Annotated in this window: 20 protein-coding genes and 4 pseudogenes; 6 read left to right on the plus strand and 18 right to left on the minus strand. The window is 59.5% G+C overall.

Going from position 1 to position 24,565, the window contains the following annotated elements; all coding sequences use genetic code 11:
* Positions 1 to 89 precede the first annotated feature (89 nt).
* The 16 genes and pseudogenes from ACQCSW_RS08625 to ACQCSW_RS08700 all read right to left on the minus strand — a co-directional run bounded on the left by ACQCSW_RS08625 (position 90) and on the right by ACQCSW_RS08700 (position 15,734).
* A complete protein-coding gene (locus ACQCSW_RS08625; protein WP_426990365.1) occupies positions 90 to 959 on the minus strand; it encodes a pentapeptide repeat-containing protein in 870 nt (289 codons plus the stop codon).
* Positions 960 to 1,504: 545 nt separating this feature from the next.
* Positions 1,505 to 1,906 (minus strand): annotated as a pseudogene (locus ACQCSW_RS08630) (recombinase family protein); the annotation flags it as partial.
* A 132-nt stretch (positions 1,907 to 2,038) separates the two neighbouring features.
* Positions 2,039 to 2,203, minus strand: a pseudogene (locus tag ACQCSW_RS08635) (ATP-binding protein); the annotation flags it as partial.
* 31 nt (positions 2,204 to 2,234) lie between these two features.
* Positions 2,235 to 2,345: pseudogene (locus ACQCSW_RS08640) on the minus strand (TetR/AcrR family transcriptional regulator); the annotation flags it as partial.
* 126 nt (positions 2,346 to 2,471) lie between these two features.
* Positions 2,472 to 2,757, minus strand: a pseudogene (locus ACQCSW_RS08645) (IS1380 family transposase); the annotation flags it as partial.
* Between the two features lie 252 nt (positions 2,758 to 3,009).
* Positions 3,010 to 4,077, minus strand: coding sequence for a pyridoxal phosphate-dependent aminotransferase (locus tag ACQCSW_RS08650; protein WP_426990366.1), 1,068 nt, complete (start codon positions 4,075 to 4,077; stop codon positions 3,010 to 3,012).
* Between the two features lie 19 nt (positions 4,078 to 4,096).
* On the minus strand, positions 4,097 to 5,536 hold the full coding sequence (locus tag ACQCSW_RS08655; RefSeq protein ID WP_426990367.1) for an aldehyde dehydrogenase family protein: 1,440 nt from the start codon (positions 5,534 to 5,536) through the stop codon (positions 4,097 to 4,099).
* Positions 5,533 to 6,561, minus strand: coding sequence for an ABC transporter ATP-binding protein (locus ACQCSW_RS08660; protein WP_426990369.1), 1,029 nt, complete (start codon positions 6,559 to 6,561; stop codon positions 5,533 to 5,535). Before ACQCSW_RS08660 ends, ACQCSW_RS08655 begins: the two co-directional genes overlap by 4 nt.
* The gene (locus ACQCSW_RS08665; protein ID WP_426990370.1) at positions 6,506 to 7,519 is read right to left on the minus strand and encodes an ABC transporter ATP-binding protein; all 1,014 of its coding nucleotides are present in this window, start codon (positions 7,517 to 7,519) and stop codon (positions 6,506 to 6,508) included. The genes ACQCSW_RS08660 and ACQCSW_RS08665 overlap by 56 nt, the downstream gene beginning before the upstream one ends.
* Entirely contained in the window at positions 7,516 to 8,454 is a 939-nt protein-coding gene (locus tag ACQCSW_RS08670) for an ABC transporter permease (RefSeq protein ID WP_426990371.1), read from the minus strand. Before ACQCSW_RS08670 ends, ACQCSW_RS08665 begins: the two co-directional genes overlap by 4 nt.
* Before the next feature lie 2 nt (positions 8,455 to 8,456).
* The gene (locus ACQCSW_RS08675) at positions 8,457 to 9,461 is read right to left on the minus strand and encodes an ABC transporter permease (protein WP_426990372.1); all 1,005 of its coding nucleotides are present in this window, start codon (positions 9,459 to 9,461) and stop codon (positions 8,457 to 8,459) included.
* Positions 9,462 to 9,542: 81 nt separating this feature from the next.
* Entirely contained in the window at positions 9,543 to 11,195 is a 1,653-nt protein-coding gene (locus tag ACQCSW_RS08680) for an ABC transporter substrate-binding protein (RefSeq protein ID WP_426990373.1), read from the minus strand.
* A 125-nt stretch (positions 11,196 to 11,320) separates the two neighbouring features.
* Entirely contained in the window at positions 11,321 to 11,593 is a 273-nt protein-coding gene (locus ACQCSW_RS08685) for a hypothetical protein (protein WP_426990374.1), read from the minus strand.
* Between the two features lie 3 nt (positions 11,594 to 11,596).
* Positions 11,597 to 12,748, minus strand: a complete 1,152-nt coding sequence (locus ACQCSW_RS08690; protein WP_426990375.1) for a nitrilase-related carbon-nitrogen hydrolase — start codon at positions 12,746 to 12,748, stop codon at positions 11,597 to 11,599.
* Positions 12,749 to 12,757: 9 nt separating this feature from the next.
* Positions 12,758 to 14,350 (minus strand): phytoene desaturase family protein, encoded by a 1,593-nt coding sequence (locus tag ACQCSW_RS08695; protein WP_426990376.1) that lies wholly within the window; start codon positions 14,348 to 14,350, stop codon positions 12,758 to 12,760.
* 694 nt (positions 14,351 to 15,044) lie between these two features.
* Entirely contained in the window at positions 15,045 to 15,734 is a 690-nt protein-coding gene (locus ACQCSW_RS08700; RefSeq protein WP_426990377.1) for a helix-turn-helix domain-containing protein, read from the minus strand.
* Positions 15,735 to 15,976: 242 nt separating this feature from the next.
* Between ACQCSW_RS08700 and ACQCSW_RS08705 the strand changes: the two genes are divergently transcribed.
* The 4 genes from ACQCSW_RS08705 to ACQCSW_RS08720 all read left to right on the plus strand — a co-directional run bounded on the left by ACQCSW_RS08705 (position 15,977) and on the right by ACQCSW_RS08720 (position 20,115).
* Positions 15,977 to 17,725, plus strand: a complete 1,749-nt coding sequence (locus ACQCSW_RS08705; protein ID WP_426990378.1) for a thiamine pyrophosphate-binding protein — start codon at positions 15,977 to 15,979, stop codon at positions 17,723 to 17,725.
* A complete protein-coding gene (locus ACQCSW_RS08710; RefSeq protein WP_426990379.1) occupies positions 17,722 to 18,456 on the plus strand; it encodes an SDR family NAD(P)-dependent oxidoreductase in 735 nt (244 codons plus the stop codon). The genes ACQCSW_RS08705 and ACQCSW_RS08710 overlap by 4 nt, the downstream gene beginning before the upstream one ends.
* A 236-nt stretch (positions 18,457 to 18,692) precedes the next feature.
* Positions 18,693 to 19,922, plus strand: coding sequence for a D-mannonate dehydratase ManD (manD, locus tag ACQCSW_RS08715; RefSeq protein ID WP_426990380.1), 1,230 nt, complete (start codon positions 18,693 to 18,695; stop codon positions 19,920 to 19,922).
* A 4-nt stretch (positions 19,923 to 19,926) separates the two neighbouring features.
* The gene (locus tag ACQCSW_RS08720) at positions 19,927 to 20,115 is read left to right on the plus strand and encodes a shikimate kinase (RefSeq protein ID WP_426990381.1); all 189 of its coding nucleotides are present in this window, start codon (positions 19,927 to 19,929) and stop codon (positions 20,113 to 20,115) included.
* Positions 20,116 to 20,868: 753 nt separating this feature from the next.
* Here the strand turns inward: ACQCSW_RS08720 and ACQCSW_RS08725 are convergent.
* Together ACQCSW_RS08725 and ACQCSW_RS08730 are read right to left on the minus strand one after the other, a co-directional pair.
* Positions 20,869 to 21,105: an IS3 family transposase gene (locus tag ACQCSW_RS08725; RefSeq protein ID WP_426990382.1), complete on the minus strand. Its 237-nt coding sequence runs from the start codon at positions 21,103 to 21,105 to the stop codon at positions 20,869 to 20,871.
* Positions 21,106 to 21,474: 369 nt separating this feature from the next.
* Positions 21,475 to 22,869, minus strand: a complete 1,395-nt coding sequence (locus ACQCSW_RS08730) for an IS1380 family transposase (protein WP_426990383.1) — start codon at positions 22,867 to 22,869, stop codon at positions 21,475 to 21,477.
* A gap of 370 nt (positions 22,870 to 23,239) precedes the next feature.
* Here ACQCSW_RS08730 and ACQCSW_RS08735 point away from each other — a divergent pair, with 370 nt between their 5' ends.
* Both ACQCSW_RS08735 and ACQCSW_RS08740 read left to right on the plus strand, forming a co-directional pair.
* A complete protein-coding gene (locus tag ACQCSW_RS08735) occupies positions 23,240 to 23,737 on the plus strand; it encodes a hypothetical protein (RefSeq protein WP_426990654.1) in 498 nt (165 codons plus the stop codon).
* 362 nt (positions 23,738 to 24,099) lie between these two features.
* The gene (locus tag ACQCSW_RS08740) at positions 24,100 to 24,381 is read left to right on the plus strand and encodes a hypothetical protein (protein ID WP_426990384.1); all 282 of its coding nucleotides are present in this window, start codon (positions 24,100 to 24,102) and stop codon (positions 24,379 to 24,381) included.
* Positions 24,382 to 24,565: the final 184 nt, after the last annotated feature.

Consider the following 24,565-nt stretch of genomic DNA (forward strand, 5'->3'; position numbering starts at 1 on the left):
CCGGACACTTTCCGTCGATGGTTTTAGGTATTGACCGGCAGGCAACTGCTGAGTGTAGTTGCCTGCCGGTGGGCACCGTTGTGTCGTCTTCAGCTGTTGTCCGGCCAATGAGTAGGACTGTTGAGGTCGGAGGGTAGGCGTGTGTGCGCGTCGCCTTGGGCGGCGTTGAGTTGGGCCTGTGTCAGATAGAGGGTTTTGGACAGATCGGCCCCCTCGAGACGGGCATCTCTGAGGTCAGCGCCGAGGAGGTCAGCACCTGAAAGGTCGCAGTCTCGCAGGTCCGTAGCGATGAGATAGGCGCCTCGAAGGTCCGCCCCACATAGCGACCTGGACCTCATCTTCTTACCTATCAGGTCTACTCCCGGGACGAGCGCAGCATCCAGGTGATCGTCACCAGTTGCCAAGTATGAAGATCTCACTTCTTCGCTGACACCCATCAGTACGGAACGAACCCGGGCGTGCATGTCACCGAGGTCCAGGGAGAGGACCTGCTGCGTTTCGGCCAACGCATTTTCGATGGTCATTCTGAGCTCGTTGACGTGGTGCGAGGTGTCCGGGTCGAAGGTCTTGCTGATGGCTTCTGCCAGGTACCAGAGCATTTCGTGGAGTTGCCGGACGACCTTGAACGCCGGGAACATGTCTTTCGCTGTTGCTGAATCCGCTTTCCAGCTGATTCCTTGGAAGAGGTTCTGGGAGACGTTTTGGCCGGCTCCAAAGCAGTCGAAGACGGTGCATCCTCGGAAGCCTCGCGGGCGCAGTCTGTCGTGGATGGTGCAGGAGAAGTCGGAGGCAAGGTTCTGGCAGGGAGTTCCTGCTGGTTTGTCGATGGCGAAGTCCGTGGTGCGGGAAAAGCCTAGGGCGGTGCAGCAGAGCGCGAAGCAGTTGCCGCAATCAGGGCGCAGTGATTCCCGGTCAAGGGCAGGTGAGGGCGCGGTGGAGTCGCTCGATATGAAGGGCATGTGATCTTCTCTGGATGAGTTCGGTGAGGGGCCGGGTGCCAGGGGAACTCGCGAGGGAGTCCCCTTCGAGGGCACACGGAATCACCGCTTCCGAGGGAAGCGAACGGGAACCGCTGCATCGACTCTGGGTCACAGAGAAAGTAAGAATGTCACTGCGGTCAAAGATAGCATCACGTCCTACCTGCCCGTAAGCCGGTCGTCCACCGGACGTCCCGGCGCTGCCCCCCTGGGCCTTCTTCACATCTGTCATTTTCCGAAGTAGTCTGCACAAGCTGACCCGAAAGTACGGGAGTTGTGGAGTCGGGTATGGACATCTGGTGTCCGAAGTCCCCTGCACAAAGCGTCACTTTGGTCGGGAGTCGCCTGCATGAAACGTCAGGGTACTGAGGCGCGCCTAGGAGTTGCCCGGGGTCCCGGCTGTCAGCGTCTCGGGAGGCCTTGAATGAGGGTGCCGGTGCAGGACTTGGTAGTAGCGGCGCGAAATTGAGCGCCAATGCGGAACCGAACCGATGTTCACGATGCGCCGGCTCGCTGGCGGGAGAGGGTTACGTGGCCGGCGCGGCGCGCTGGATGGCGCGGTAGACGGTGGAGCGGGCGACGCCGAAGAGTTCGGCGATCTCCGTTGTGGTGTGTGTGCCGTCCCGGTGGAGGCTCACGAGGTGTGCTTCCTGGTTCTTGGAGAGTTTGGGCTGTCGACCTCGGAGCTTGCCTTTGGACTTCGCCACGGCCATGCCTTCGCGGGTCCGGGCGCGGATGAGGTCGGATTCGAATTCGGCGACCATGCCCAGGACGTTGAACAGCAGCTTTCCGACCGGGTCGTGGGGGTTGTAGATGCTGCCGCCGATGTTGAGGGTCACGCCCTTGCGTGTGAGCTCGTCGGCTATATCCCTTGCATCCGGCAGGGACCGTGCGAGCCGGTCAAGTTTGGTCACGGCGAAGCGCCTCCCTTTGATTTTGGTAGTAGCGTGAGTATTTGAAGCCCTGAGCGCCACCCATTCGTGCGGTTGAGCGCCGGGGATCGTGCCAGAGAGCGCCAGCAGTCGCGTGGCTTGGCGCCGCTGACGCTCTCTGTCACAGGATTAGGCGCTCACGAGTGCTGCGTGTTCGCGCATGTTGTAGTTGCCGGTCTCGACCCAGATCGTGTTGTGGATGATCCGGTCCATGATCGCGTCCGCATGGACGCCGGAGCCGAGCCGCTGGTGCCAGTCCTTCTGCAAATACTGAGTGCAGAACACTGTTGAGGATCCGTTGGCGCCATTGCTCCACTGATTGTTCGTGCATGGCGGATTTAGATGCATCGGCCAGCGCGCGTTGCCAGAACGCTATGACGATTCGGGCTTCGCTCTGCTTCTCCTCATCCAGCGGGAGTATTTCATGGCAGAACACGCGGAGGGCCGCCAAGCCTTTCTTGCTCCCGGTGGCCTTGTCTATTCTCTTGTTCGTTTCCTGAAATACATGCTCGAAGGCGAAGGTGAGCAGGTCCTCTTTGCTGCGGAAGTAGGGCCTTAGGGCACCATTGGCGAATCCCGCCTCTGCCGCGATTTCCCGCATGGTGGCACGGGACACGGTCGCGTTCGTCGGCAGTTGTCCGAAGGCCCCTGGTGAGGAACGCAGGATATCCGGGTCTGAGGCGTGTTCGCCTCCGGCGGCGAGCATCGCTGCCAGGGATCCGAGGAGTTTGCCGGAACGATGCCGTGCGCCGGGGGACAAACTGGCCGAGCCTTTCCTCGCACAGCCTGCCAAAAACCAAGGCGTCCATGAAGCCAGTGAGGACCGTGACTCCGGCATGGGAGATCAGAGACTGGCCGGTGAAAGTGACCGGAACGGACGGAAAACTAAGGGTAGAGTGGTGCGCCGAAAAGGGGCTCCTTCACGACCGGGATTATTGGCTTGGACACCAATATTTTCCCTAGTTAGAGCACCTTTTCGCCTTTTTAAACACACCCCTCAACGCCGAACCCGTGAAAACCCGGGGCTAGCCTGAAATCACCGGTTCTGGCCGTGCGGGTAGCCCCTGAAACCGGTTTCGGGGGCTACCCTCAGTGCCGTCTTACGGTGCCATCGAGTCAAGTACAGCCGCAAGATTGGTGACGAACGCCCGGTTCTGTTCAGCAGTCCCTACGGTCACCCGATAGCCACCCGGAAGCCCGAAGGAGGAGCCGGTAGGTCTGCCGATGAATCCCCGCTCATTCATCAAGCGGTCCACGGCATCCACGTTTGCCATCTCAACGATCAGTACGTGATTCGCTGCGGATGGAAGCACGCGCAGTCCCATCGCGGTAAAAGCTGCTGTGAGGTATTTGCGGCCGTCGTCATTGACGTCCCTTGAACGGATGAGGTGTTCGTCATCCCACAGACTGGCTCGCGCGGCTTTCAATCCCAAGGATCCCGAGTAGAAGGGCGGAATATGGGCCGTAATTTCGCTCACCAATTCCTCGGCTGCGATTCCGTAGCCGACCCGCATGCCCGCCAGGGCGTGGATTTTCGAAAAGGTGCGGGTTACGACTATTCGGTGGCCGGCTTTGAAGAAGTCAACGCCGTCGACCCGGTCCCCTGGGTCGACGTATTCGCAGTACGCTTCGTCGAGGATCACGGTGATGTTGCTGTTGATGCTGCTAAGGACGAATTCAATTTCCTGCCGGGACAGGGGCAGCCCGGTGGGGTTGTTGGGATTCGTCAGAAAGATCATTCTTGTTTGCGGAGTGATGGCACTGACGATCCCGGCCACATCAAAGCGGTAGTCAAGCCCGGGGACATGGATACGGCTACCACCGGCCCAGTCCACGGCGACTTCGTACATGGAGAAACACGGTTCGGGGATGATGGCTTCTCCTCCTCCGCGCAGGAGAGCTGCTGCCACCTTCAACAGAACATCGCTGGATCCGTTCCCAATAACGACACTTCCGACCGGAACGCCCGCCCTTTCCGCGATGTCGGCGCGCAGGTCCCCGGCTTCGACCCCCGGGTAAAGGTGCATTTGTCGCGCCGCGTTTTCCACTGCGGCTATCGCGGCCTTTGAAGGACCAAGCGGAGACTCATTGGACCCCAGCTTGATAACGGATTCCAGCCCCAATTCCCTTGCCAGGGATTCGGACGATTTGCCTGCTACGTATACCATGACTATTCCTGTCTATTCTCTACTGGGCATACCAGCGAAAGTGCTCATTCTGTGGTGTCATGTTGATGACGACACTCTTGTCGAAGGTCACCGCGTCCAAGGCCTGGCGCCCAAGGTCTTTTCCAAATCCCGTTTGCTTACGGCCGCCGAAGGGTGCACGCGCATAGGGTACGGCCGCCTGGTTGACGAAGACGGAACCCACTTGCAGCCTGGACGCCACCGAATGGGCCGTCCACAGATCTGTTGTGTGGATGTTTCCAACCAATCCGTAGATGCTGTCATTGGCAATTTCGACGGCGTCGTCGGCGTGGTCAAAGTCCATGACCGCCAGGACGGGACCAAAAACTTCTTCCTTCCCGAGACGGGACTGGTTGCTGACGGACGTCAGGATTGTCGGTTCATAGAAGGTGTCGGCGAGGCCTTCGATCCGGCGTCTGCTGCCGCCTGCAACGAGTTCCGCGCCTTCTTCAATTCCGCGCTGGACGCAGGCATCAACCTTCGCAAGGTGCTCCGGCGAAATGAGGGAGCCAACTTCCGTGTCAGGGTCCATCGGATCTCCTACCCTTATCCGTGCCGCGCGGTCGATCAGCCGGTTCACGAACTCTTCTCGGACTTCGCGTTGAACCAGCAGACGCGATCCCGACGCGCAGACTTGGCCCTGATTCATGAATATGCCGAACAGCACCGATTCAATGGCTTTGTCCATGTCCGCGTCGGCAAAGATAATATTCGCGGACTTGCCGCCGCATTCAAGAGTGAGCCGCTTGAGCGTACCGGCGGCCGTTCGCATGATCTGCTGGCCCACCGGTGTGGACCCGGTGAAAGTAAGGGCCGCGATTCGCGGGTCCTGCACCATCAGTGTGCCGACCTCACGGTCTCCGGGGAGGACCGTGATCACACCGGGAGGGAATCCCGCCTCAAGCGCCAGCTCACCGAGCTTCAGCAACGATAAGGGCGCGAGTTCCGGTGGTTTAATGACAATGGTGTTCCCTGCGGCCACTGCAGGCCCAATCTTCCAGGTTCCGATGGACAACGGGCCGTTCCACGGCACGATCGCGCCGACCACGCCCACGGATTCCTTGAGGGTGTAGTTCAATATTTGTTCGCCGGAGTGCGGGATCACCTCGCCATAGAGCTTGTCAGTCCAGGTACTGTAGTAGTCCAGACAAGCCGCCGTGCCGGGCACATCCATCTGGGAGCTTTCGCGGATGGCTTTTCCCGTGTTACTGGTCTCTAGCCGCGCCAGCTCATCCGCGTTTTCCCTCACCTTGGCAGCCAGGGCCCGGAGAAGGGAAGCGCGTTCATCAGCGGATGTGCCAGACCAGTGCTTGCGGTAGACCAGGGCGGATTGTTGGATGGCGTCGTCAACGTCCTGGGCGGACGCATCGTTGACGGTGCTCATCGTTTCGCCCGTGTAGGCACAAACGATGTCGCGGGGCTTGCCCGATAAATGAATCATGCGAAGTGCCTTTCGCTCTCGGCGGTGTATAGCCAACACGCCGTATTGTGGCTGGGGTCCGGCGTCTGCAACAGCGCAGGCATCGTTGTCCGGCAGATGTCCATAACGAACGGGCAGCGGCTGGCAAAGGGACAGCCGACGGTTCCGGCCGACGCCGACTCATTGGGTATTTCGATGGTTCCCGACCATTTCCTGTCGACCCGGGGGATCGACTCGACCAGCTGTTGGGTATAGGGATGCTTCGGGTCCCTGAGGACCTTTGTACCGTTTCCGTGTTCGGCCACCTGGCCCCGGTAGAGGAGGTAGATTTCGTCGCTCACCTTGCTGACGGTCGCCAGGTCGTGGGTGATGTAGAGGAAGGAAATGTTCTGTTCCTCCTTCATCCGATTCATGATCTGCAGGATCATGGACCGCAGCGACGCATCAACCATTGAAACCGGTTCGTCAGCGACGATGATCGAGGGGCGCAGCAGGTAGGCCCGGGCCATCATGATGCGTTGGCGTTGGCCTCCGCTGAGCTGGTGTGGATATTTGTGCAGGATTTCCTCTGCCCGCAGGGAAACGACCTTCAGCGCTGCGCGAATCTGCTCGGCTTTATCGTCCTTGCCCCGTGCCAGTTTGAAATTGCGGAAGACGGTCTCGAAGGTGTGTGCCACTGGATAAAACGGGTTGAAGCTGCCGTACGGGTCCTGGAACACGGCCTGCACCTCGCGGCGGAAACGGTGGGCTCCGTCTCCTTTCAAACCCGCAATGTCCTGGCCTTTATAGAGGATGGTTCCGGACGTCAGCGGGTGCAGTCCCAGTACCGCCTGGGCCAGGGTTGACTTTCCGCTTCCGCTCTCGCCGGCAATGGCAATGATTTTTGCCTCATCGGGACCGATGGAAAAGCTGACATCTTTCAGGACCGTGTGTTCGGAGCCGCCGCGCCCGGGATAGCTCTTGGTCGCGTGCATAACTTCCAGCAGATTCTCATTCACTGTGCTGAACCTCCAGTCCTTCGGTGGGCAAGGCTGCCAGTCGCTCATAGTGGCAGGACCACCGCTGTCCGTCGGGCGCGGTCCGTTCCGGCGGTGTTTCGTGTCTGCACTTGTCGGTGACGAAGCGGCACTGGCCTTGATAGATACAGCCAACGGGCAGGTTCCGCTGGTCCGGCATGCCACGCTCGCGAGTATCGGTTTGGGACAGCTCGCCCAAAGTGGGCACCGATGCCATCAGCTCCCTCGTATAGGGGTGACGCGGATCGGCGAATACCTGGGCAACAGGACCGGTTTCTACGATTTTCCCGGCGTACATGATGGCTACACGATCCGCCAGCTGTGCCAGCAGTCCCAGATCATGACCAATCATGATAATGGAAATCTGCATCGTTTCTTTGATTCGGGTCAGTGTCTGGGCAACAACCCGCTGGACGATAACGTCCAGGGCGCTGGTCGGTTCGTCGGCAATGATGAGTTGCGGGTTCAGGGCGATGGCCATCGCGATACATACGCGTTGCTTCATGCCGCCGCTGAGTTCATGCGGATACATCCGTGCCGCCCGCTGAGGCAGGCCCACGCTTTCCAGCAGTTCCTCGACCCGTTCGTGGGACGCCTTCTTGGAGATTCTGGTGGCCGAATGGGATGTCATCACATCGCGGATCTGCGCTTCAACTCGTAGCAGGGGACTCAGGGAATTCTGGGCACCCTGTGGAATGAACGCGATGCGGGTCCATCGGGCGGCGCGAAGTTCCTCGCCGCTCAGGGAGAGCAGGTCCATGCCGTCCAGATCGGCTTCGCCGCCCAGCACCTTGCCTGGCTCCTGCAGCAATCTCAGCAGGGCCATCGCCGTCGTCGTCTTACCGCAGCCCGATTCCCCGACAAGGGCGAGCAGCTCACCCTTGTCGACATGAAAGTCAATGCCGTCGACGGCGGTAATGGTCCCTCGGGACGTTTCGTAACCGACACGCAGCCCTTTGACTGTAAGGGCCGATCGGGATTCATTCACGATGTTTTCCTCAGTTTCGGGTTCACTACCTGGTCTAACCCCAGGGTTACGGACAACAACGACAGGAAGATAGCTATGAGGACGGCCACCGGGCACAGCCACCACCACCACATTCCTCGCAGGATCGCGGTGCCCTCCAGTGCAGCAGAAATCATTCCACCCAGGCTGGGGTAGCGTCCGTTGCCCAGTCCCAGTGCCTCCAGCCCTGTGACAACAAGGATCACGCCGGACATCGTTTGTACGAATGTTGCGCCAATATAAGGGATCAGGTTGGGAACCATTTCCCGCACAATGATGGAAAGGACGGATGAGCCGGACAGCTTGGCCATCGCGACGTATCCCGATTCCCTGAGGGAAAGAACCTGGGATCGGAAAACGCGAGCCGGAATCGGCCAAGCCATAAGGGCCATGATCACGCCCAGCCCGACGACACCGACGTCGGTGATGTAACTGGCCACGACTACGAGCACCGCGAGCCCCGGAATCGACAGGGCAACGTCGGTCAGCAGACAGATCAGTGAGTCGACCCTGCCGGGTCGCATACCGGCCGTAAAGCCCAGCAGCGCGCCGGCGACGACACCCAACCCCGCCCCGATGAGACCCACGTTCAGTGTCTGCGGAATTCCAACCAGCAAGGCCGTGAAGATGTCGCGCCCCTGCGAATCGGTGCCCAAGAGATGCCCAGGCTCGTTCGGGAAGAATCCCAGGGCTGCATTGACCTCAACCCCGAAGGGAACCATGTTCACCGTGCTGGCGCCAATCAGTGCCCCGTCGTAGGACATGAACAATGGAGTTACCCACTGCATAACGAACAGGCCGACGAGGACTACGGAACCAAAGATGAGCTTCTTGTTCGCCCACGGACTGCGTAGACGTCGGGGAGCTCCAGAATGCGCCCGGAGTCGCGTGCTGGCGACAATATCTGGCTGCGTCATGTTCACTTCCTTCCGTAGTTAATGCGTGGATCCAGAAGTGGATAGATGAGGTCCAGGATGAATACAGAGACCGCCACGCCAAGGATCAGCAAGTAGGAAATGCCTTCGATCACCGAGTAGTCGTTCGCCAGGATCGCCCGGTACAGGAGGCTTCCCAGTCCCGGGTAGGCAAAGACGGTCTCGACGACGACGACTCCGCTCGCCGCGGTGCCGAGGGCAAGACCGAGGGCCGTGAATTGCGGCAGGATCGCGTTTCGGACGGCATATCTGTGGAATAGCGTCCAGGGTTTGACCCCTTTCGCCTCCGCGAGCAGCATGTAGTCTTCACCACTTGTATTAACGATTGCGCCCCGCATTCCGATGGCCCACGAGCCCATCTGAACCAGCACGACCGACAGGACCGGAAGGGCACCGTGACGGATGACACTGCTCACGAAGGGAAGATTCCACCCCGGTGGCACTAAGGGGTCATAAGCCCCTGAGAAGGGGAACAAAGGCCATACCTGCGAAAAGAGAAAGAGCAGGATGATACCGAGCATAAAGGCCGGTAGAGAGCTGAACACCAGGGAGCCAGGGAGAATGCGCGCTAGCCAGCGCGGCGTTTTCCGCCAACCCATCGCGGCTCCGATGACTGTGCCGATGGCAAACGCCACAAGCGTCGAGATGATCACCAGTCCGAATGTCCATGGCGCCGCCTGGGCGACCAGCGAATTCGTTTGTGTCGGAAATTGCGACATCGAGTAGCCGTTGTCGAACCGGATGGTGTTCCATACATAGTTCAAATACTGTCGCCACAATGGCTCGTTGAGACCGAATCGTTCGATCAACGAATTCACCAGGGCTTGATTGCCACTGCCACCGGATTCTGCAAGTTTGGCCATGATGGCATCGGCGGGATCGCTCTTACCGAGGCGCGGGATGACGAACATCAATGTCAATGCGATCCAGATGGTGAGGGCGAGGCGTGCCACCCTCCCGAGAAGATAACGCCAGCTCAGACTCTTCATAGTCAGGGCACTCCTTTGTTGACCTATCGCTGATAGCGACGGTTCCCGTCCGAGGAGGACGGGAACCGTCACCGTGTCGTGCTAGCTGGCGGGCTTCAGATGCTGAAGAACCTTGTTGACCGACGGTGTGGTGTACAGACCCCACGCGTAGCTGTCCTGGGCTGACGGCCAGCCCTTCCAGTTTGCCGTGCTGACCGGGTTCAGCTGGTAGTTGTAGGCCAACGGAATCATGGGCAACTCCTCGTACCAAATCTGCAGTGCCTTGCTGACCAGCTCCTGGTACTTGGCATCCGTAGACGGCGTCGTCTTCATTTCATCGACCAGCGCGCTGTAGTTAGCAGCCGCGGTGGTACCCCAACGGAAGGGATTGGAGTAGAACCCGGCGATCTTTCCGCCGTCGGCCGGCAGGTGACTGACGTTGAAAGCATCCATCGACAGCCAAGGATTTGTCAGAGAACCGCACGATCCAAAGAACAGATTCGCCTGGAAGTTGCCGGCCTGTTCGTCGGCAATAAAGTTCGGAACCGTCTTCTTGGCCTGGACAGCGTCGATACCTGCCTGCCGCAGTTGCTCAACCACGGCAGCAGCCAGTGCATTCTTTGGCGGAGAGTCGAAGTTGCTGACCTCCAGCTTGAGAGTCTGGCCACCCTGAGCGTAAATCCCGTCCTGGTTCTTGGCGTACCCTGCGGTCTCGAAGACCTTCTGTGCCTTTGCCGCGTCCGGGGTCACAAGATCTTCCTTCAGCTTCTGGGTAGCAGCCGGCAGCTTGGATGCGAATTTCTGAACGGCGTCGAGATCCGGGAACGGAGTGTCCATGGGCTTGGAAGCGCCCTGGAAAGCAACATTGATGAGCTTGTTCCGGTCCAGGCTATCGTTGATGGCCCAGCGGAACTTGGCGTCATCCCAAGGAGCCTTGGACGCATTGATGTCCAATGAATAGCCGCAGACGTCGCTCTGGCCAAACGGTGTTTTGTCGTCCCATGCCTGGATGCCGGGATTTTGCGCCTTAATGGTCTGGAAGGTACCGAGGGAGAACTGCGCCGCAGCGTCCAGCGCCCCGCTTTGAAGCGCGGAAGCGCGCGTGGACTCGGTGCCGAGGTAGGACCAGGTCAGAGTCTTAGGCGCCGGAAGTTGGCCCAGGCCACCGGAGACACCCCACCAGTCATCGCGCCGTTCATAGCTGAACGTGTTTGGTGACGTTCCTGTCAGCTTGTAGGGCCCGGTACCCACAGGGTATCCCTTGGCTATATCGAAGTTAGTGAACGTCGCTACATCCGCCTGTGCTTCCCAGATGTGCTTGGGAAGAACAGTGAAAGCCTTGGAAGCGAGGCCGGTTCCGAACAGGTTGCCCGCGAACTGCGGGTCTGCCTTGGGCAGGGTGAACTCCACCGTGAGGGCGTCCTTAGCTGTGGCGGTGACGCCTTTAGCCAGGGGCACGGACGTCTGCAGTCCGGTTCCGGAGGTCAGCAAGTTGAAGGTATAGACAACGTCATCGGCGGTGTAATCCTTGCCGTCACTCCACTTGATGCCCTTCTTCAGGACCAGCGTCCATACGTCAAACGAGGCGTTGGCGGTAGCCGAGTTGGCCAGCCACGGCTCCAGTTCACCGGTCTTGACGTTGGTGATGAACAAGGGCTCGTACACGGCCTGAACCAGGCCGTTGGTCTGGTTCGGACCATACGGGCTGAAGTTGTCCACCGAGCCCGGCTGCCCTTCGTCCATATCAAAGGTCACATTGGTCGCGGGTGTTCCAGCTGTGGGCGTCGTCGCCCCGGAACAACCACCAAGCACCAATGCGCTAGATACAAGCGCAGCTAGCGCTAAGTATTTTGAAGATTTCATCTTTGAATCTCAATTCTCTATTTGGGGGAAGCCTGTCGTGAGGGGGCTCGAGATTTCTGGTGCTCCAAGCGCTGCCGACGGCGAAGCAGGATCGGCAGCTGGAGGACGTAGAAGAGAACCTGCAGATTGAGACCGGCCTTGATGGTGGCCACTACGTCCTCGGGCGTAATTTGGGCCCGAAACTTCATCGTTTCGGTGTCATCGCCGCTTTCCATAATGAGGAAGTCGTCCTTGCGAACGAGAGTCCCGATGGTAAATTCCATCTTGGCGAGTTTTGTAACGACTTTCATGTCTTAGTCCTTCCGCAGTGTGCCGCGGGCTTGCGCTGCTCGCACTCTGTTGTGGAGGAATTCCGGCATTTCTTCGGCTGTGAGCCCGGCAGGCGGAGTAAACATGCCGGAATCGTAGATTTTTTGGTAGGCCTGTTTTGCGCCAACAATCTTTTCAGCGAGGTTCCGGGGTGGTTTTCCATCCGGGAACATGTTCGGGGGGTAAATGGGATTCTCATAAATTTCCCGGAAAGGTTCGGTTCGAACGTCGATCCATGTGTTGTGGTTGGCAATCGTCCGGTGCTCCCTGAGCCCCTCGATGTCGATGGTGGCCGCAATGATTGCTTCCGAGGGGTACGGGGCCTCACGCAGCACCATTCCCGTATAGTCGATGATCATCGACTTTCCTGGGCAGAAAGCCCTCGGGTAGAAGTCGGCCTGCACCTCGCCCCAGTTGGAGCCAAGCAGGTAGGCCATGTTGTCGTGGGCGCGGGTGCGGCGTGTGAAGGTCCAGAAATCCCAGGGATCGCTGACTCCTTCGACCTCCTGGATGGCTCCAGGATGGCAAATAACCTCGGCTCCGTTGAAGCCCAGCGCCCGGGAAACTTCGGGGGTGGCTCCGTCATGGCAAGTCATGGTTCCCAACTTGCCAATAGGAGTATCAATGACGGGGAACAGGTCCTTGATGCTGTTTCCAAAGACCTTGCCATAGTCGTCATACAGGTCATGGGGACTCGTGCCCAGACCGAGAGTCACGTTGATGTGCCACTTGTGGTACTTCAACGCAATCTCGCCGTTCGGATCCAGGATGAAGGCGGTGTTGAACCAGCGGTCCGGAAACTCTGGGATAACTTCGATAATGCCACCGCCGGCGATGTAAATGCCGTATTCCTTAGCCTTGGCTGCCAGGACATCCATTTCCGGGCCGGGCATTCTGATGGCTTTCTTCAGGAAGCCCTCAATGCCGTCTTCACCCTTACCTGGAGTGGTGACACCCTGCATGAAGTATTCAGGGAGTACAACCAGCCGGACCGGAACCTCCCAAAAATAGCCAACACCAAAGTCAATCAGCTGGCAGATTCGGTCCAAGTTGGCCATAATGCCGGCGTGATCCTTCGGCATAACAATGTCCGGTTGGATAACGAGTGCCGTGTATTTCTCTATCCGCTCGCTCATTCGTTGCTCCTAAAAATCGAATTCGAGATCTTCAGCGGATACGATGCCTGCATCCTGGAGGATCACCTGGGCGGTCATGGTTCCGGCCGCAGAGATTGCACCACCCGGATGGCAGGACGGTCCAGCCATGTAAAGGTTCTTGAGAGGCCCACGGAAATCCGAATAGCCGGCGAACGGGCGGAAGATACCCCCCTGTGACTGGCGCATGACACCGCCGGTTGTAGTCCCGTTTACCAGGCATGGGTTGTCCCGCTCGATGCTGGGTCCTGTTTGAATGTATGTTGCGAGGATGTTGTCGTCGCCCATGTTGCTGGTGTACTCGCGCAGCTTGGGGAGAAGGGTGTCGTTATAGTACTTCTCACCGGCGTCGTCCCATGATTCGCCCGAGGCAAGCTTGATGGGAACGAACGTATCCACGATGAGCGTGTGCTTGCCTTCAGGTGCGCGGCTTGGATCCTTTAAGGTCCAGCAGGCCACCCAAAGGAAAGGGTTCGTCGGCGCAATGCCGAGTTCAATTTCAGCGTATTGGCGGCGGATATCGTCCACCGAACCAAATATCCGCTGGAACGGGGTTTGGTTCATCTCTTCGTTCCCGAAATAGTCGGGCGCCTCATTCAAGGCAAGTTGAGCACGGACGATAGTGAAATCGCCAGGGTTGTAGTTATCGACTTTGTGTCGGAAGTCCTCGGAAAGAACCCCTGGATCCATCATGTCACCGAAGGACAGCTTGGGGTTCAGGCTCGTGACAACAGCTTGCTCTGCCCGGAAAGTCCGGCCATCCTCGAGTTCGACGCCGACCGCCTTATCCCCTTCTGTGAGGAACCGCTTGACGGAAGCTTTGGTCAGCACGGTGCCGCCGTAGTGTTCGATCATGCGTGCCAAGGCGTTCGGCAGCTCAATGCTGCCGCCCTTCGGGATGGATTCACCGAACACATGGATGGCGGGAATCATGATGTAAATCAATTCACCCCGGCCTTCCTGCCAGGGACGGTTCCCGGGAGCGGTTGCCCAGCCGAGGATGAAGGAACGCACTTCTTCGTTCTCGAAGTTCTCCATCGTGAAATCCAAAGGACTCAGAGTGAAGCTGCGCAGCATCTCCACGCCCTCCGGCGTCGTTTCCAGGCTTGACTGCATCAAGCTTGGTGGTGCCGGGGATGAAAACATGCCGGTGACGAAACCATCGCGGATATTTATGAAGTTGTCATAGATCTCGCGGTAGCGCTTGGCATCCTTTTCGGAGTGCTGTGCAATGGATGCGCACGTCTTGTCGACGTCCTTGTAGACAACGATGCCGGGACCCGACTTGTCCAGACCGGGGTGCCCCGTAATGTGATCATCAGCCCAGATGTATTCAAGGCCAAAATCCGATTCCAGTTCCTTCATGATGTCCCGGAACTGGGGGTTGATGTGGATCCACACATGAGACGAGCCGTAGAGGTCATTCTTGAAGCCGGGGAGCGTCACCTCGTCCGTCGTGCAGCCCCCACCCAAACGGCTATTGCGCTCCAGGACAAGGGTCTTGAGCCCGTGCTTGGCCAGCACCGCGCCGGCCGCCAGACCGTTGTGACCACCGCCCACAATGATTGCGTCGTACGTTGACATGTATCTCCTCTGCAAGCAACTTCGATTTGAACTATATTTTTACTTATAGTAAAAATGTGATTTAGGTCAAGTTTGGCTGTCAGAGTCTCAGCGTGTCAATGGTTTCTTTGAGATTTTTCAAATTTGCTCGCTAGGACAGCCGCCGTGGAACCTGACCTGGCCCGGCCGGCTGCCGCACGCGCCGTGACGCCGCTACTGTGATGGTCAAGGCACTGGGCTTGCCGACCGCTGCTGGGGCCCGAGGGCCGGCTCGGCGACATCGTCCTTGGCCTGCAGGCCGCGCGGCTCACCAGTTCAAGGAGCTCGGCGGCCTGCTCCTGGTGACCGGCCTGCGGGCCCCGCCGCGCAGGCCCTCGACTCCGACGGCGCCGCGCCGCGCAAGAGCCTTTTAAACGAGGCAGGAACTGGCCGAGATCATCGACCCCGACTACCATTGCGAACCGCTGATCGCATGCCAGAACCCGGTACTGGTCGCCGAACGGGGCCGCAAACGGACCGAGCTTCTCGATTGTACCGACCTGTGAACCGGCCAAGATCCGCGACGCCTTGGCTGTGGACCGGCTCGCCAGGGCCGCGTCCGGATCCGCGCCGCCAGCAAGATCATCGATTGCCAAAAGCCAGAACCGCACCCCCCCGAAAACGCCGAAACCCCCGTAAACATGGGGGCAGCGTCTCAAACAAACGAAGCTTCGGGTTAGAGCGACGGCGGGGTCATGGCCGTCACGATAAGTACAGTTTCCGCGCCAATATTCCTACTGCGGTGTGGAATCGTGCTGTCTTGGTAAATCGCGTCGCCCGGTCCAAGCTCATAGTATTCTTCAGCGTTTGCGGGCCCTACCCAGATGCCAACCCGTCCCTGGATGACCACTCCACATTCTTCGCCTTCATGAACCAGGCCTTCATCGCCCGTCCCTTCCCCGGGCGGGATGACGACCCACATCATCTGCAGGGCATGGTTCAGGTCCGGAGACAGCATCTCGTTGCGGATCTGACTGCCGGGGTACAGGATTACAGGCCTCTTGTCGGCGCGGACGACCTTCGCATATTGAGAACTCTCGTGGTTGGCACCAAAATGCGATCTTACGGAAACGTGCTGTTTCGGAGTGGGAAAAGGAAGCACCGCCGAATCTGCGGCAGAACCAGTCCGGGGTGCCGCGAGCATCTCTGACATCGGCAGCCCAAGCGCTACGGCCAGGCGGTGGAGCGTGGCCACCGAAGGTCGCGTCAGATCCCGTTCAATCTGGCTGAGGAAAGAGGGCGAGATGTTGCATTGTGCTGCCAGTTCGGTAAGAGTCAGGCCAAGTTGTTTCCGGGCATGGCGGATCTTCGGTCCGAAGGCCGGGGCCCGGTCGGCTGGTTCCTCGCCCATGGTTGTTTGACTCATGGTTCCCTTCTTTCATGCCGCTATGCCCCTTACGCGGGTTGCCCAGATCTTCGCACTCCGGTACTGAGTTATCGTCGGGCGCAAGGAACACTCTACATTCAATTTTACAGTGGTTGGTGAAATTTCACTGTCGATCGGGGGATCTCTCCTGTCACCCCCACAGTGGTCAGTGTCCATGCCCTGATTCTAGGGATTTTCTGTAGTTTCCGGATTATTTCCTTCGATCCCCTTGTCCTCGGGACATGCCGGACGTACAGTTGTGGAGTTTTACAAATACTTCAATCTGCCGGAGGCTTGTTTTGATTCAGGGTTCAGTTGCTACCGTATTGGTGAAATATCTGATGGACTATGGTATCGATACCGCATTCGGTATTCCTGGTCTCTACAACATGCCACTCTTTGACGCCATGCGTACTGCGGGACTCAAGGTCATCACGGTGCGCCATGAGCAGGGAGCCGCCTTCATGGCGGACGGATATGCCCGCGCAACGGGCCGCCCGGCAGTCGTGGCTACCTTGCCCGGTTGCGGGGTACTCAACGCGATGACGGGTTTGAGCGAAGCCTACGGTTCCTCGATTCCCGTGCTGCTGTTGAACTCTCAAATCCAGACACCGTGGATCGACGAAAACGCCGGCAAGCTTCATGAGCTCACGGGACAGTTTGACGTCGTGAATTCAGTCATGAAGGCGGGCGAACGGCTATTGTCGCCATCGGATCTCTTCGAGACGACTCATAAAGTCCTCACCACGCTCGGTACCGGCCGATACCGTCCCGTGCAGCTGGAACTTCCCTTAGATGTGCAGGAAGCAGTATTTTCCGGTCCGGCCGACATCGGACTGACCTGGTCCGGTCTGGCAGAGGCACGATCGTCCTCTTCTGCCAATGCAGGAGTTGAAAGCTCCATAGATACGGCCCTCAAGGAACTTGCGGGCTGCTCCCGCACGATAATTCTCGCCGGCGGCGGCGTAGTCTCAAGCAACGCGGCAGCAGAACTGACTATGGTTGCGCAGAAGCTCGGTGCCCCGGTTTTGACTACCGGCATGGGCGTCGGAGCCATCAGTGGAGACTCCGCCCTCGCAACAGGAGTGACCTGGATCGCCTCCGGTGACATGCGCGAGCTGGTCAAAACTGCGGATGGTGTATTGGCCGTGGGAACAAGGTTCAACGAGGGACTGACCCATGAATGGGACCTGGACTTTCCCGAGTGTTCCGTCAGGATAGACATCGACCCGGCCGAGATCGAGCGCAACATCCCCACGAAGCACCACATAGTTGCGGACGCCAAATACGCCCTGCTGCGGATCAATGCTTGGCTCGACGAAATGGGTCTGGACCGTAGAGGCGTCGTCGATGGCGAGCTGGAAGTAGCACAGAAACAGTTCGCCTCCGCGTTGGCGGCGAGAGTAGGAACCACGCGTCCGTGGATGACCGCGTTGCGGGCCGCCCTACCCGAAGACGGCATCATTGCAGCGGATATGTGCCTGTTCTGGGCCGATATGCTCGGGGCATTTCCGGTCATGGAGCCCCGCAGTGTGTTGTTCCCGTGGGGGATGGGCACGCTGGGCTTCGGGATTCCGGCAGCCATCGGCGCAAAGATCGGGTGCCCGGACGCTCCGGTGATAGCCATCGTGGGAGATGGGGCATTCCAGTTCACCGGGACGGAGCTCGGTACGGCCGTCCAGCAGGGCCTCTCACTGCCGATCATCGTAGCCAACAACAGCGCCTACGGAATGATCAAGATGCAGCAGAACGCAAAATACGGCGAAGGGTGTGCTGTAGACCTGACTCGGGTCGACTTCGTCAAATTTGCCGAAGCCTATGGTGCCCAAGGAGTCTACGTGGATACACCACAGGATTTCCAAGCAGCGCTCTCGAGTGCCCTCGGACGTAAGGGGCCCACTGTCATCGAATTGCCGTGGGGGTCCACGTTCGCCAGTCCGGAGGACCCTGCGACGGCATCGGTTGATGCGCTGAACCAGGGTTCCCGATGAAGAACTTTTCCGTCGATCTGGAGGGGAAGACCGCTGTCGTCACTGGAGCAAGTGGCGGTATTGGAGAAGCCATCGCTCAGGCGCTGCTGGATTCGAAAGCAAAGGTCATCGCGCTGCAGCGCCGCGGAAACTGCAATCTGACCGGTGATTTTGAGGTGGTGCAAACCGATCTCTCAAACCCGGATGAGGTGGATGCGGCAGCCCGCGCCATCAACGTCGAGCATCATATTGACATTCTGGTCAATAACGCGGGCATTACCCTTCGGCACCGATTCGAGGACTATCCCCTGGCCGACTGGAACCGGGTCCTGCAGGTTGACCTGACCGCGGTCATGCAGCTGAGCCAGATCTTCGGCACAGCAATGGTCAGCCGTGGAAGCGGCAAGATCGTCAATATCGCGTCCATGCTTGCCTTTACCGGCGGTTACGCCTCATCGGCATATTCTGCAGCCAAGGGCGGGGTCGTCCAACTGACCAAATCATTGTGCACTGAATGGGCCGAGTCGGGCGTGAACGTTAACGCCATCGCACCGGGATTCTTCTACACCGACATGAACGCCGAAGCCCTGACCGACGTCGAAAAGGTCAACGAGGTCAACAAGAGAATTCCTGCTGGCAAATGGGGCGAGACAGCAGATATTGCAGACGCAACACTGTTCCTCGTCTCAGATGCTGCCCGCTATATCCACGGGGCGACGATTCCGGTCGACGGAGGTTACCTCGCCCGCTGACCGGGACTTGCGCCCATCGGAAGGGCGGTAATTTCACCCCGTCGGATTCGGGCAGGCGTGAGGCTTTCCCTCCTATCTCCGAAGGTTACCCGTCTTAGGATTCGGGTCAGCACTGTTCATTGTGGATCTTACTGGGTCGCCTCATTTGCAGTCCGGATGGACGTCGGTATGGCGCTCATCGCACAACGGTCCGGCCGCTCCCTCATCATCTTCAGCCCGCCCCGAAAGGATCTGCCGTGAAAATCATTGCCGCTGAAGTGTTCGTGACAAGCCCGTCACGTAACTTCGTGACCCTGCGCATCACTACAGACGACGGGGTCACCGGCATTGGTGACGCCACGCTGAACGGCCGCGAACTGGCTGTTGCCGCGTACCTCAAAGAGCACGTGGCCCAGCTGCTGATAGGCAAGGATCCGCACCGGATCGAGGACACCTGGCAGTTCCTGTACCGCAGCTCCTACTGGCGCCGCGGGCCGGTCACCATGGCAGCCATCGCTGCCGTGGACATGGCACTGTGGGACATCAAGGGCAAGATGGCGAACATGCCGGTCTACCAGCTCTTGGGCGGCGCCTCACGCAACGGCCTGCGCGCTTACGGCCACGCGTCCGGCGCTGACCTCGAGTCGCTGTTCGATTCCGTCCGTGAGCACCTGGAACTGGGATACAAGTCCATCCGCATCCAGACCGCCGTCCCCGGCATCAAGGCCGTCTACGGTGTGGCCGCGCAGGCACAGGCCTCGGGCGAACGCTACGACTACGAGCCCGCCGGCCGCGGCGCGTTCCCGCAGGAAGAGGACTGGGACACCCGCGCCTACCTGCGCCACCTGCCCACGGTCTTTGAAGCCGTGCGCAACGAGTTCGGCCCGGAAATCCCGCTGCTGCACGACGGCCACCACCGCATGACGCCCATCCAGGCCGCCAAGCTCGGCAAGGCCCTGGAACCGTACGATCTCTTCTGGCTCGAGGACTGCACCCCGGCCGAAAACCAGGAGGGCCTGCGCCTGGTCCGCCAGCACACCACCACCCCGCTGGCCATCGGTGAAATCTTCAACACCGTGTGGGACTACCAGACCCTCATCAAGGAACAGCTGATCGACTACGTGCGCGCAGCCTCCACCCACTTCGGCGGCATCTCCCCGCTGAAGAAGGTCATGGACTTCGCCGCCCAGTACCAGATCAAGTCCGGCTTCCACGGCCCCACGGACATTTCCCCGGTGGGCTTCGCCGCCCAGCTGCACGTGGGCCTGGCCATCCACAACTACGGCATCCAGGAATACATGCAGCACTCGGACAAGACCAACGAGGTCTTCGAGCAGTCCATGACCTTCAAGGACGGCTACCTGCACCCGGGCGACAAGCCCGGCATCGGCGTCGAATTCAACGAGGAAGCCGCAGCGGCGTACCCATACCAGCAGGCATACCTGCCCTACAACCGCCTCGTGGACGGCACCGTTCATGACTGGTAGGAACATGGCAATAACTGGTGACCCGAACACAGCCCCGGGAACGCCGCGACGCATTGTGGTGGTGGGCGTCTCCGGCTGCGGCAAAACAACCGTCGGCGACCTCGTGGCACGGGAGCTCGGAGTTCCGTTCCTCGACGGCGATTCGCTCCACCCCGTGGAAAACGTTGCCAAGATGGCCGCCGGACCCCCCTGAACGGCGCCGCCCGTGCACCGTGGCTCGGCCGGATAGGCAGGCGGTTCGCGGCATCGGGCTCTGGATTGGTGATCGCGCGCAGCGAAAGCGCTGAAGCAGGGAGGAGCCTCGGCAACAGCCCGGCTCGACAGCGATCGGCGGTCACCCGTGGTCCGGCTGCCTCCGCAGACTTGAAAAGCAGGGACTGGCGAGATCGGTCCGGAAGGGCGCCTGTCCTGTCTTTCGAAGGAAGCATATGACAACTCGGTCGGATCCGTATTCAATGCGCGTCATGGTAACGAACCGCCTAAACCTTGAACAAGAGTTGGACAGGGCGGTTGAAGGAGCAATAGAAGCGGCAAGCATCACTGGTCGGCAAGGCGTGCTCGTCGTCCGCCATGACCACAGAACTTTCACCGTCGAACTAACCGAAGACGTCCCCTCCGGAACGACCGCAGAACTCGACTATTGGGTCCGCTCGTGAGAATTGTGTCGTCTCCGATGGATCGGTCGATACTTTGATTCACTGAACACCGTCAAGAATCGAAGTCAGCCACTCCTGGTTTCGACATGAGGCTCACTCGCAAGAGACGCCTATCCGAAGGCGGCTGTCACGCTTCGCCCCATGTAAGTCACGGTAAACATCTCGTAATCGGCATCGACGGGGGCGCGAAAGAGTAAACATGTCAGGCTGCCGGAGCTTCAGCCTGCGCATTGGCAGCAGCGCGGGGTGCGGTCGTCAAGTTTTTGAGACAGTTTCGTAGTTGATTCGGGTTACGCGGCCAGGGTTTCCTGGGCGCGGGTTTGATGGGTGGCAAGGGCTGCTGCCGGTGGAATGCCGCCAGCCCTTCGGTTTGGCCGGCGGCGGTTGTACCAGCCCTCGATGTATTCCATGACAGCGGTCCTCGCGGCAAGCCTGCCGCCGAAGGTGTGCTGGTGGTACATCTCGGTCTTCAGGTGCGAGAAGAAATTTTCGGCGACGGCGTCCCAGCACACCCCGACGGCTCCCATGGACTGCGTAGCACGGTTCCCGCCACACCAGTTCTGGAATTCGTCAGAGGTGTATCGAGAGCCGCGATCACTATTAAGCCGAATTCGGCTTAACTCCGATTATGCCGAGGAAAACGTTAAGCCGAGGACCGGCCTCGTGGGCCCGTTTTTCCGCGATTTCGCGTCTTGGTTCTCAGCTTAACCTCGATCTTTCATGAGGCGACGTTTTCAGTGGATCAGGGCTTACTGGCTGCCTGACGGTTGCCATGGTGGCATTTGGGTGTGACATTTTGACCGCTGGCCTGATGGCGGCTGTCGGTGACGGTTCCACACCGGTCACGGTGATGCTGTTTTTGTTTCTGAGTGAGTGCGGACGGATGACGGCTGCGCCTATGGCGGGCTCAGCGCCGCGATTCGTTCCATCCCTTTGAGCAGCAGCTTTACCTCCGGTGCTGTCGCGGCGAGGTGCAGGGTTGTTTGGCGGGCATGGCTGGCAAGCTTGCCGCCGATTTCGAACAGCCTTGCCCGGAGTTTCTTGGGCTCCCAACGCCTGGCTTTCGTACCTGTGAAAGCGATCATTTGGGTCCAGGCCATGATCTCAGCGGCGAGCATGACCACGTGGCACCAGAGTTCATTGCCGGTAAAGGCGTGGAAGGGCAGGTTGGCCAGGCCGGTGTCTTTGGCGTTGCGGATCCTGTCCTCGCAGCGCGCCCGGAGGCGGTCGCGGACCTCCAAGACGGCCAGCTGGCCTTTGGTTTGGTTGGTGGCGATGGCCGTGTAGCGGTTTCCGTCGATGTCGGTGATCCGCAGCTGGGCCCCGGCGTGCGGGACTTCCTTGCGGACGATGACACGCATCCCGGCAGGCCAAGAGGACAGGTCCAGCATGCCGGTGATGTCCGCGACCCAGGCGCCGTCACGCTCGACCCCGTCACTGTCATATGCTTTCGTCCACCCGATTTTGGGGACCAATGGCAGGACCTCGGCCACGGCTCCATGGATAGGGAACCCGACCGAGTAGGAGAAGTTGCGGTGTTTGGCGGTCAGCCAGTCCAGGAAGCCGTGGGTGCCGCCGGCGGAATCCGTGCGGATCATGATTTTCCGCCCGGACCGGTACCCCGTGGGGAGTTGTTTGACAGAGTCTTTGACGATCTGGATGTGATCGGCAACCGTGTTGGAACCGGCATTTCCGGGCCGCAGCAGAGTCACGAGCGGCTCACCGGTGCCCAGAATCCCGTGGTCAAGGAAGGAACACAGTGGGTGGAATCCGAATCCTTTCTTCCACGTTGGACGGGCGTCTTCCTTCTCTGAATGGGAATTCAGGAGGGAAGCGTCGAGGTCGATGATCAGCGGGTTCTCCGCGCTCACGCCGTGCAGGGGCGAGTCCTTGCCGGCCTGCGCCCACACATGGGCCCGAGCCTTGGCACGGGCGCCGTTGATGGCCGCCAGCGCCTTGGCAGGCTTTACCGTTGCCAGGATCTTGAACAGCCGGCTGATGGTCGGATCCGAGGCAACGAGCCCGTAGACCTCGGGCTGGTTGCGGAGCCGGTCAATGTCAGAGACGCTGTCGCCGCCCGTGGCCAATGACAGGGCCAGATCGCTGAGGATTTTGCCCGGGTCGTGCGTGGCAAAGGGTTTGCGCCACGGCTCTAAAGCCTCCGACAAACCAGCACCAAGACCAGCGACCTTCACCATTGAGGTCAGGACCACACCGCCAGCCTGAGACACCACCCCGTCTCCGGAAGAATCAACACGGACAGACGGGTAAAAACCGGGAAAGTAACTCACCTGCAGGGTGCTCCTGATGTGTCATGAAAAATGTTGTGTGGTAACTACATTTTCCCACGTCAGGGCACCCTTCAGGCTTTAATTACGCGGCCCGGTAACACCCCCGATGAAATCTCGAGGTTAATGTTTCGTGGATTATCGGAGCTGTCGAGCTTTTATGGTTGGCAGTGGTCAGGTCAATTCTCGCGTGTGAGATCGTCAGTTGGTGGGCGCGGCGGCTTTCAGTGAGTGTTTCGCTATGTCCAGAATGAGGACGACGTTGAAGGCCAGGGTAGCGCTCATACCTTTGTGGCGGAGCCGTTGAAGTATCCGTGGTCACGGGCCATTCCCAGCGCGTCGGTACACAGCCTGGCGCGCATGTGATCGGCATATTGACCGGGTACAGGACCGGCAGGCTCACTGGGATGGCGTCGGGCTACCATCGGACCTGTCGCTCCGTTCCGCGGACCTTCTGGAGAGCTTTGGCCTACTGGACATTTCGCGGGTGTCGGAACAGGTCAGCGAGCCAATTGCCGCTATTGCCGACCTGTACTACACGGTGTTCAAGCGCATCGACGCCGCTCACCTGCTGCCCCGTATCTCGGACCTGCCGCGTCAGAACCGCTGGGAGGCGCTTGCCAGGGCGGCTTTGCGCGACGACGTTTATGCTGCCGTGGCTGATATGACCATCGCCGTCATGCAGATGACTCCCGATGCCGAGGCATCAGGTGCCGATTCCATCGATCGGATTGTCGCGTGGGAGCGTGGACACCAGGAGCAGTTGGTGCGCATCAAGGACACGTTCGCCGAGGTGACCAACCCCGGCCAGGTGGACATCCAATCGATTTCCGTGGCACTTAAGCTGCTCCGGACCCTGGTCCGAGGCTGAGGGCGATGTCGTGGGCTGCGCCGATCATCACGGTCTCGCCGATTCCGCGCACCGGCGAAGATGGTCCACAGGCCAGAAGCGCCCGATCACAGCGGGAGTCCGTACTCGAACTCATCCAGGACACCGACCCTGCCGAGCATCTCCGAGGGCATCACCCCGGCCGAAGGACGGAAAGGGTTCTCATACCGATTGCGGTGGCTAGGCTGCTAACCCTGCCAGGAGTCCAACCATATTTCGGAGGGTATGGTGCCGCCACCCATGCCGATGCCATTCCACGAAAGCCGATCCGCTGATCGCCCGGCTGCTGTGCTCACGGCTCTGATAGCCGCGGCCAGTTCCTTGGCATCGCCGGAACTCCATGATTGGGCAAGAGGGTGGGCCTCCCCTTCGGCATCGAGTTCTTTCGCCAAGCGCTCAGCCACGGGGACGTGCCAGTGGTCAAGCCGCCGTTCAACAACATACAGATGAGCGCCATGGACCGGCGCGAGGTTCGCGAGATTTTCGAGTGCCTCACGCCTAGCTTCGGCAGCTTTTGCCCGTACGACGCGGGCTTCTTCGACTCCCGTGCCAGCTTGCTCTGCAGATTTAGTTTGCTCTTCCGCTTTGACGACGGCATGGTCCGCGTACTGGAATATCCTGCTTAGCCTGCCGCAGGACGGATTTGCGAGTAGCACAGAGCTGATTCGGGCAACCTCAAAAAGCTGCCAGGTTTCATCGATACGTTCATGCCCGAGCGAAAGGGAGTCGGCTAGGAGAGGAGCCAAGAATGCGTGCAGACGAGGTGGGGTGTTTTCCAGGGCGCGGTCTGCTTCCAGCGCATCGGCAAGA

Source organism: Pseudarthrobacter sp. Y6 (genome assembly GCF_050156205.1).
Classification (GTDB): Bacteria; Actinomycetota; Actinomycetes; order Actinomycetales; family Micrococcaceae; genus Arthrobacter.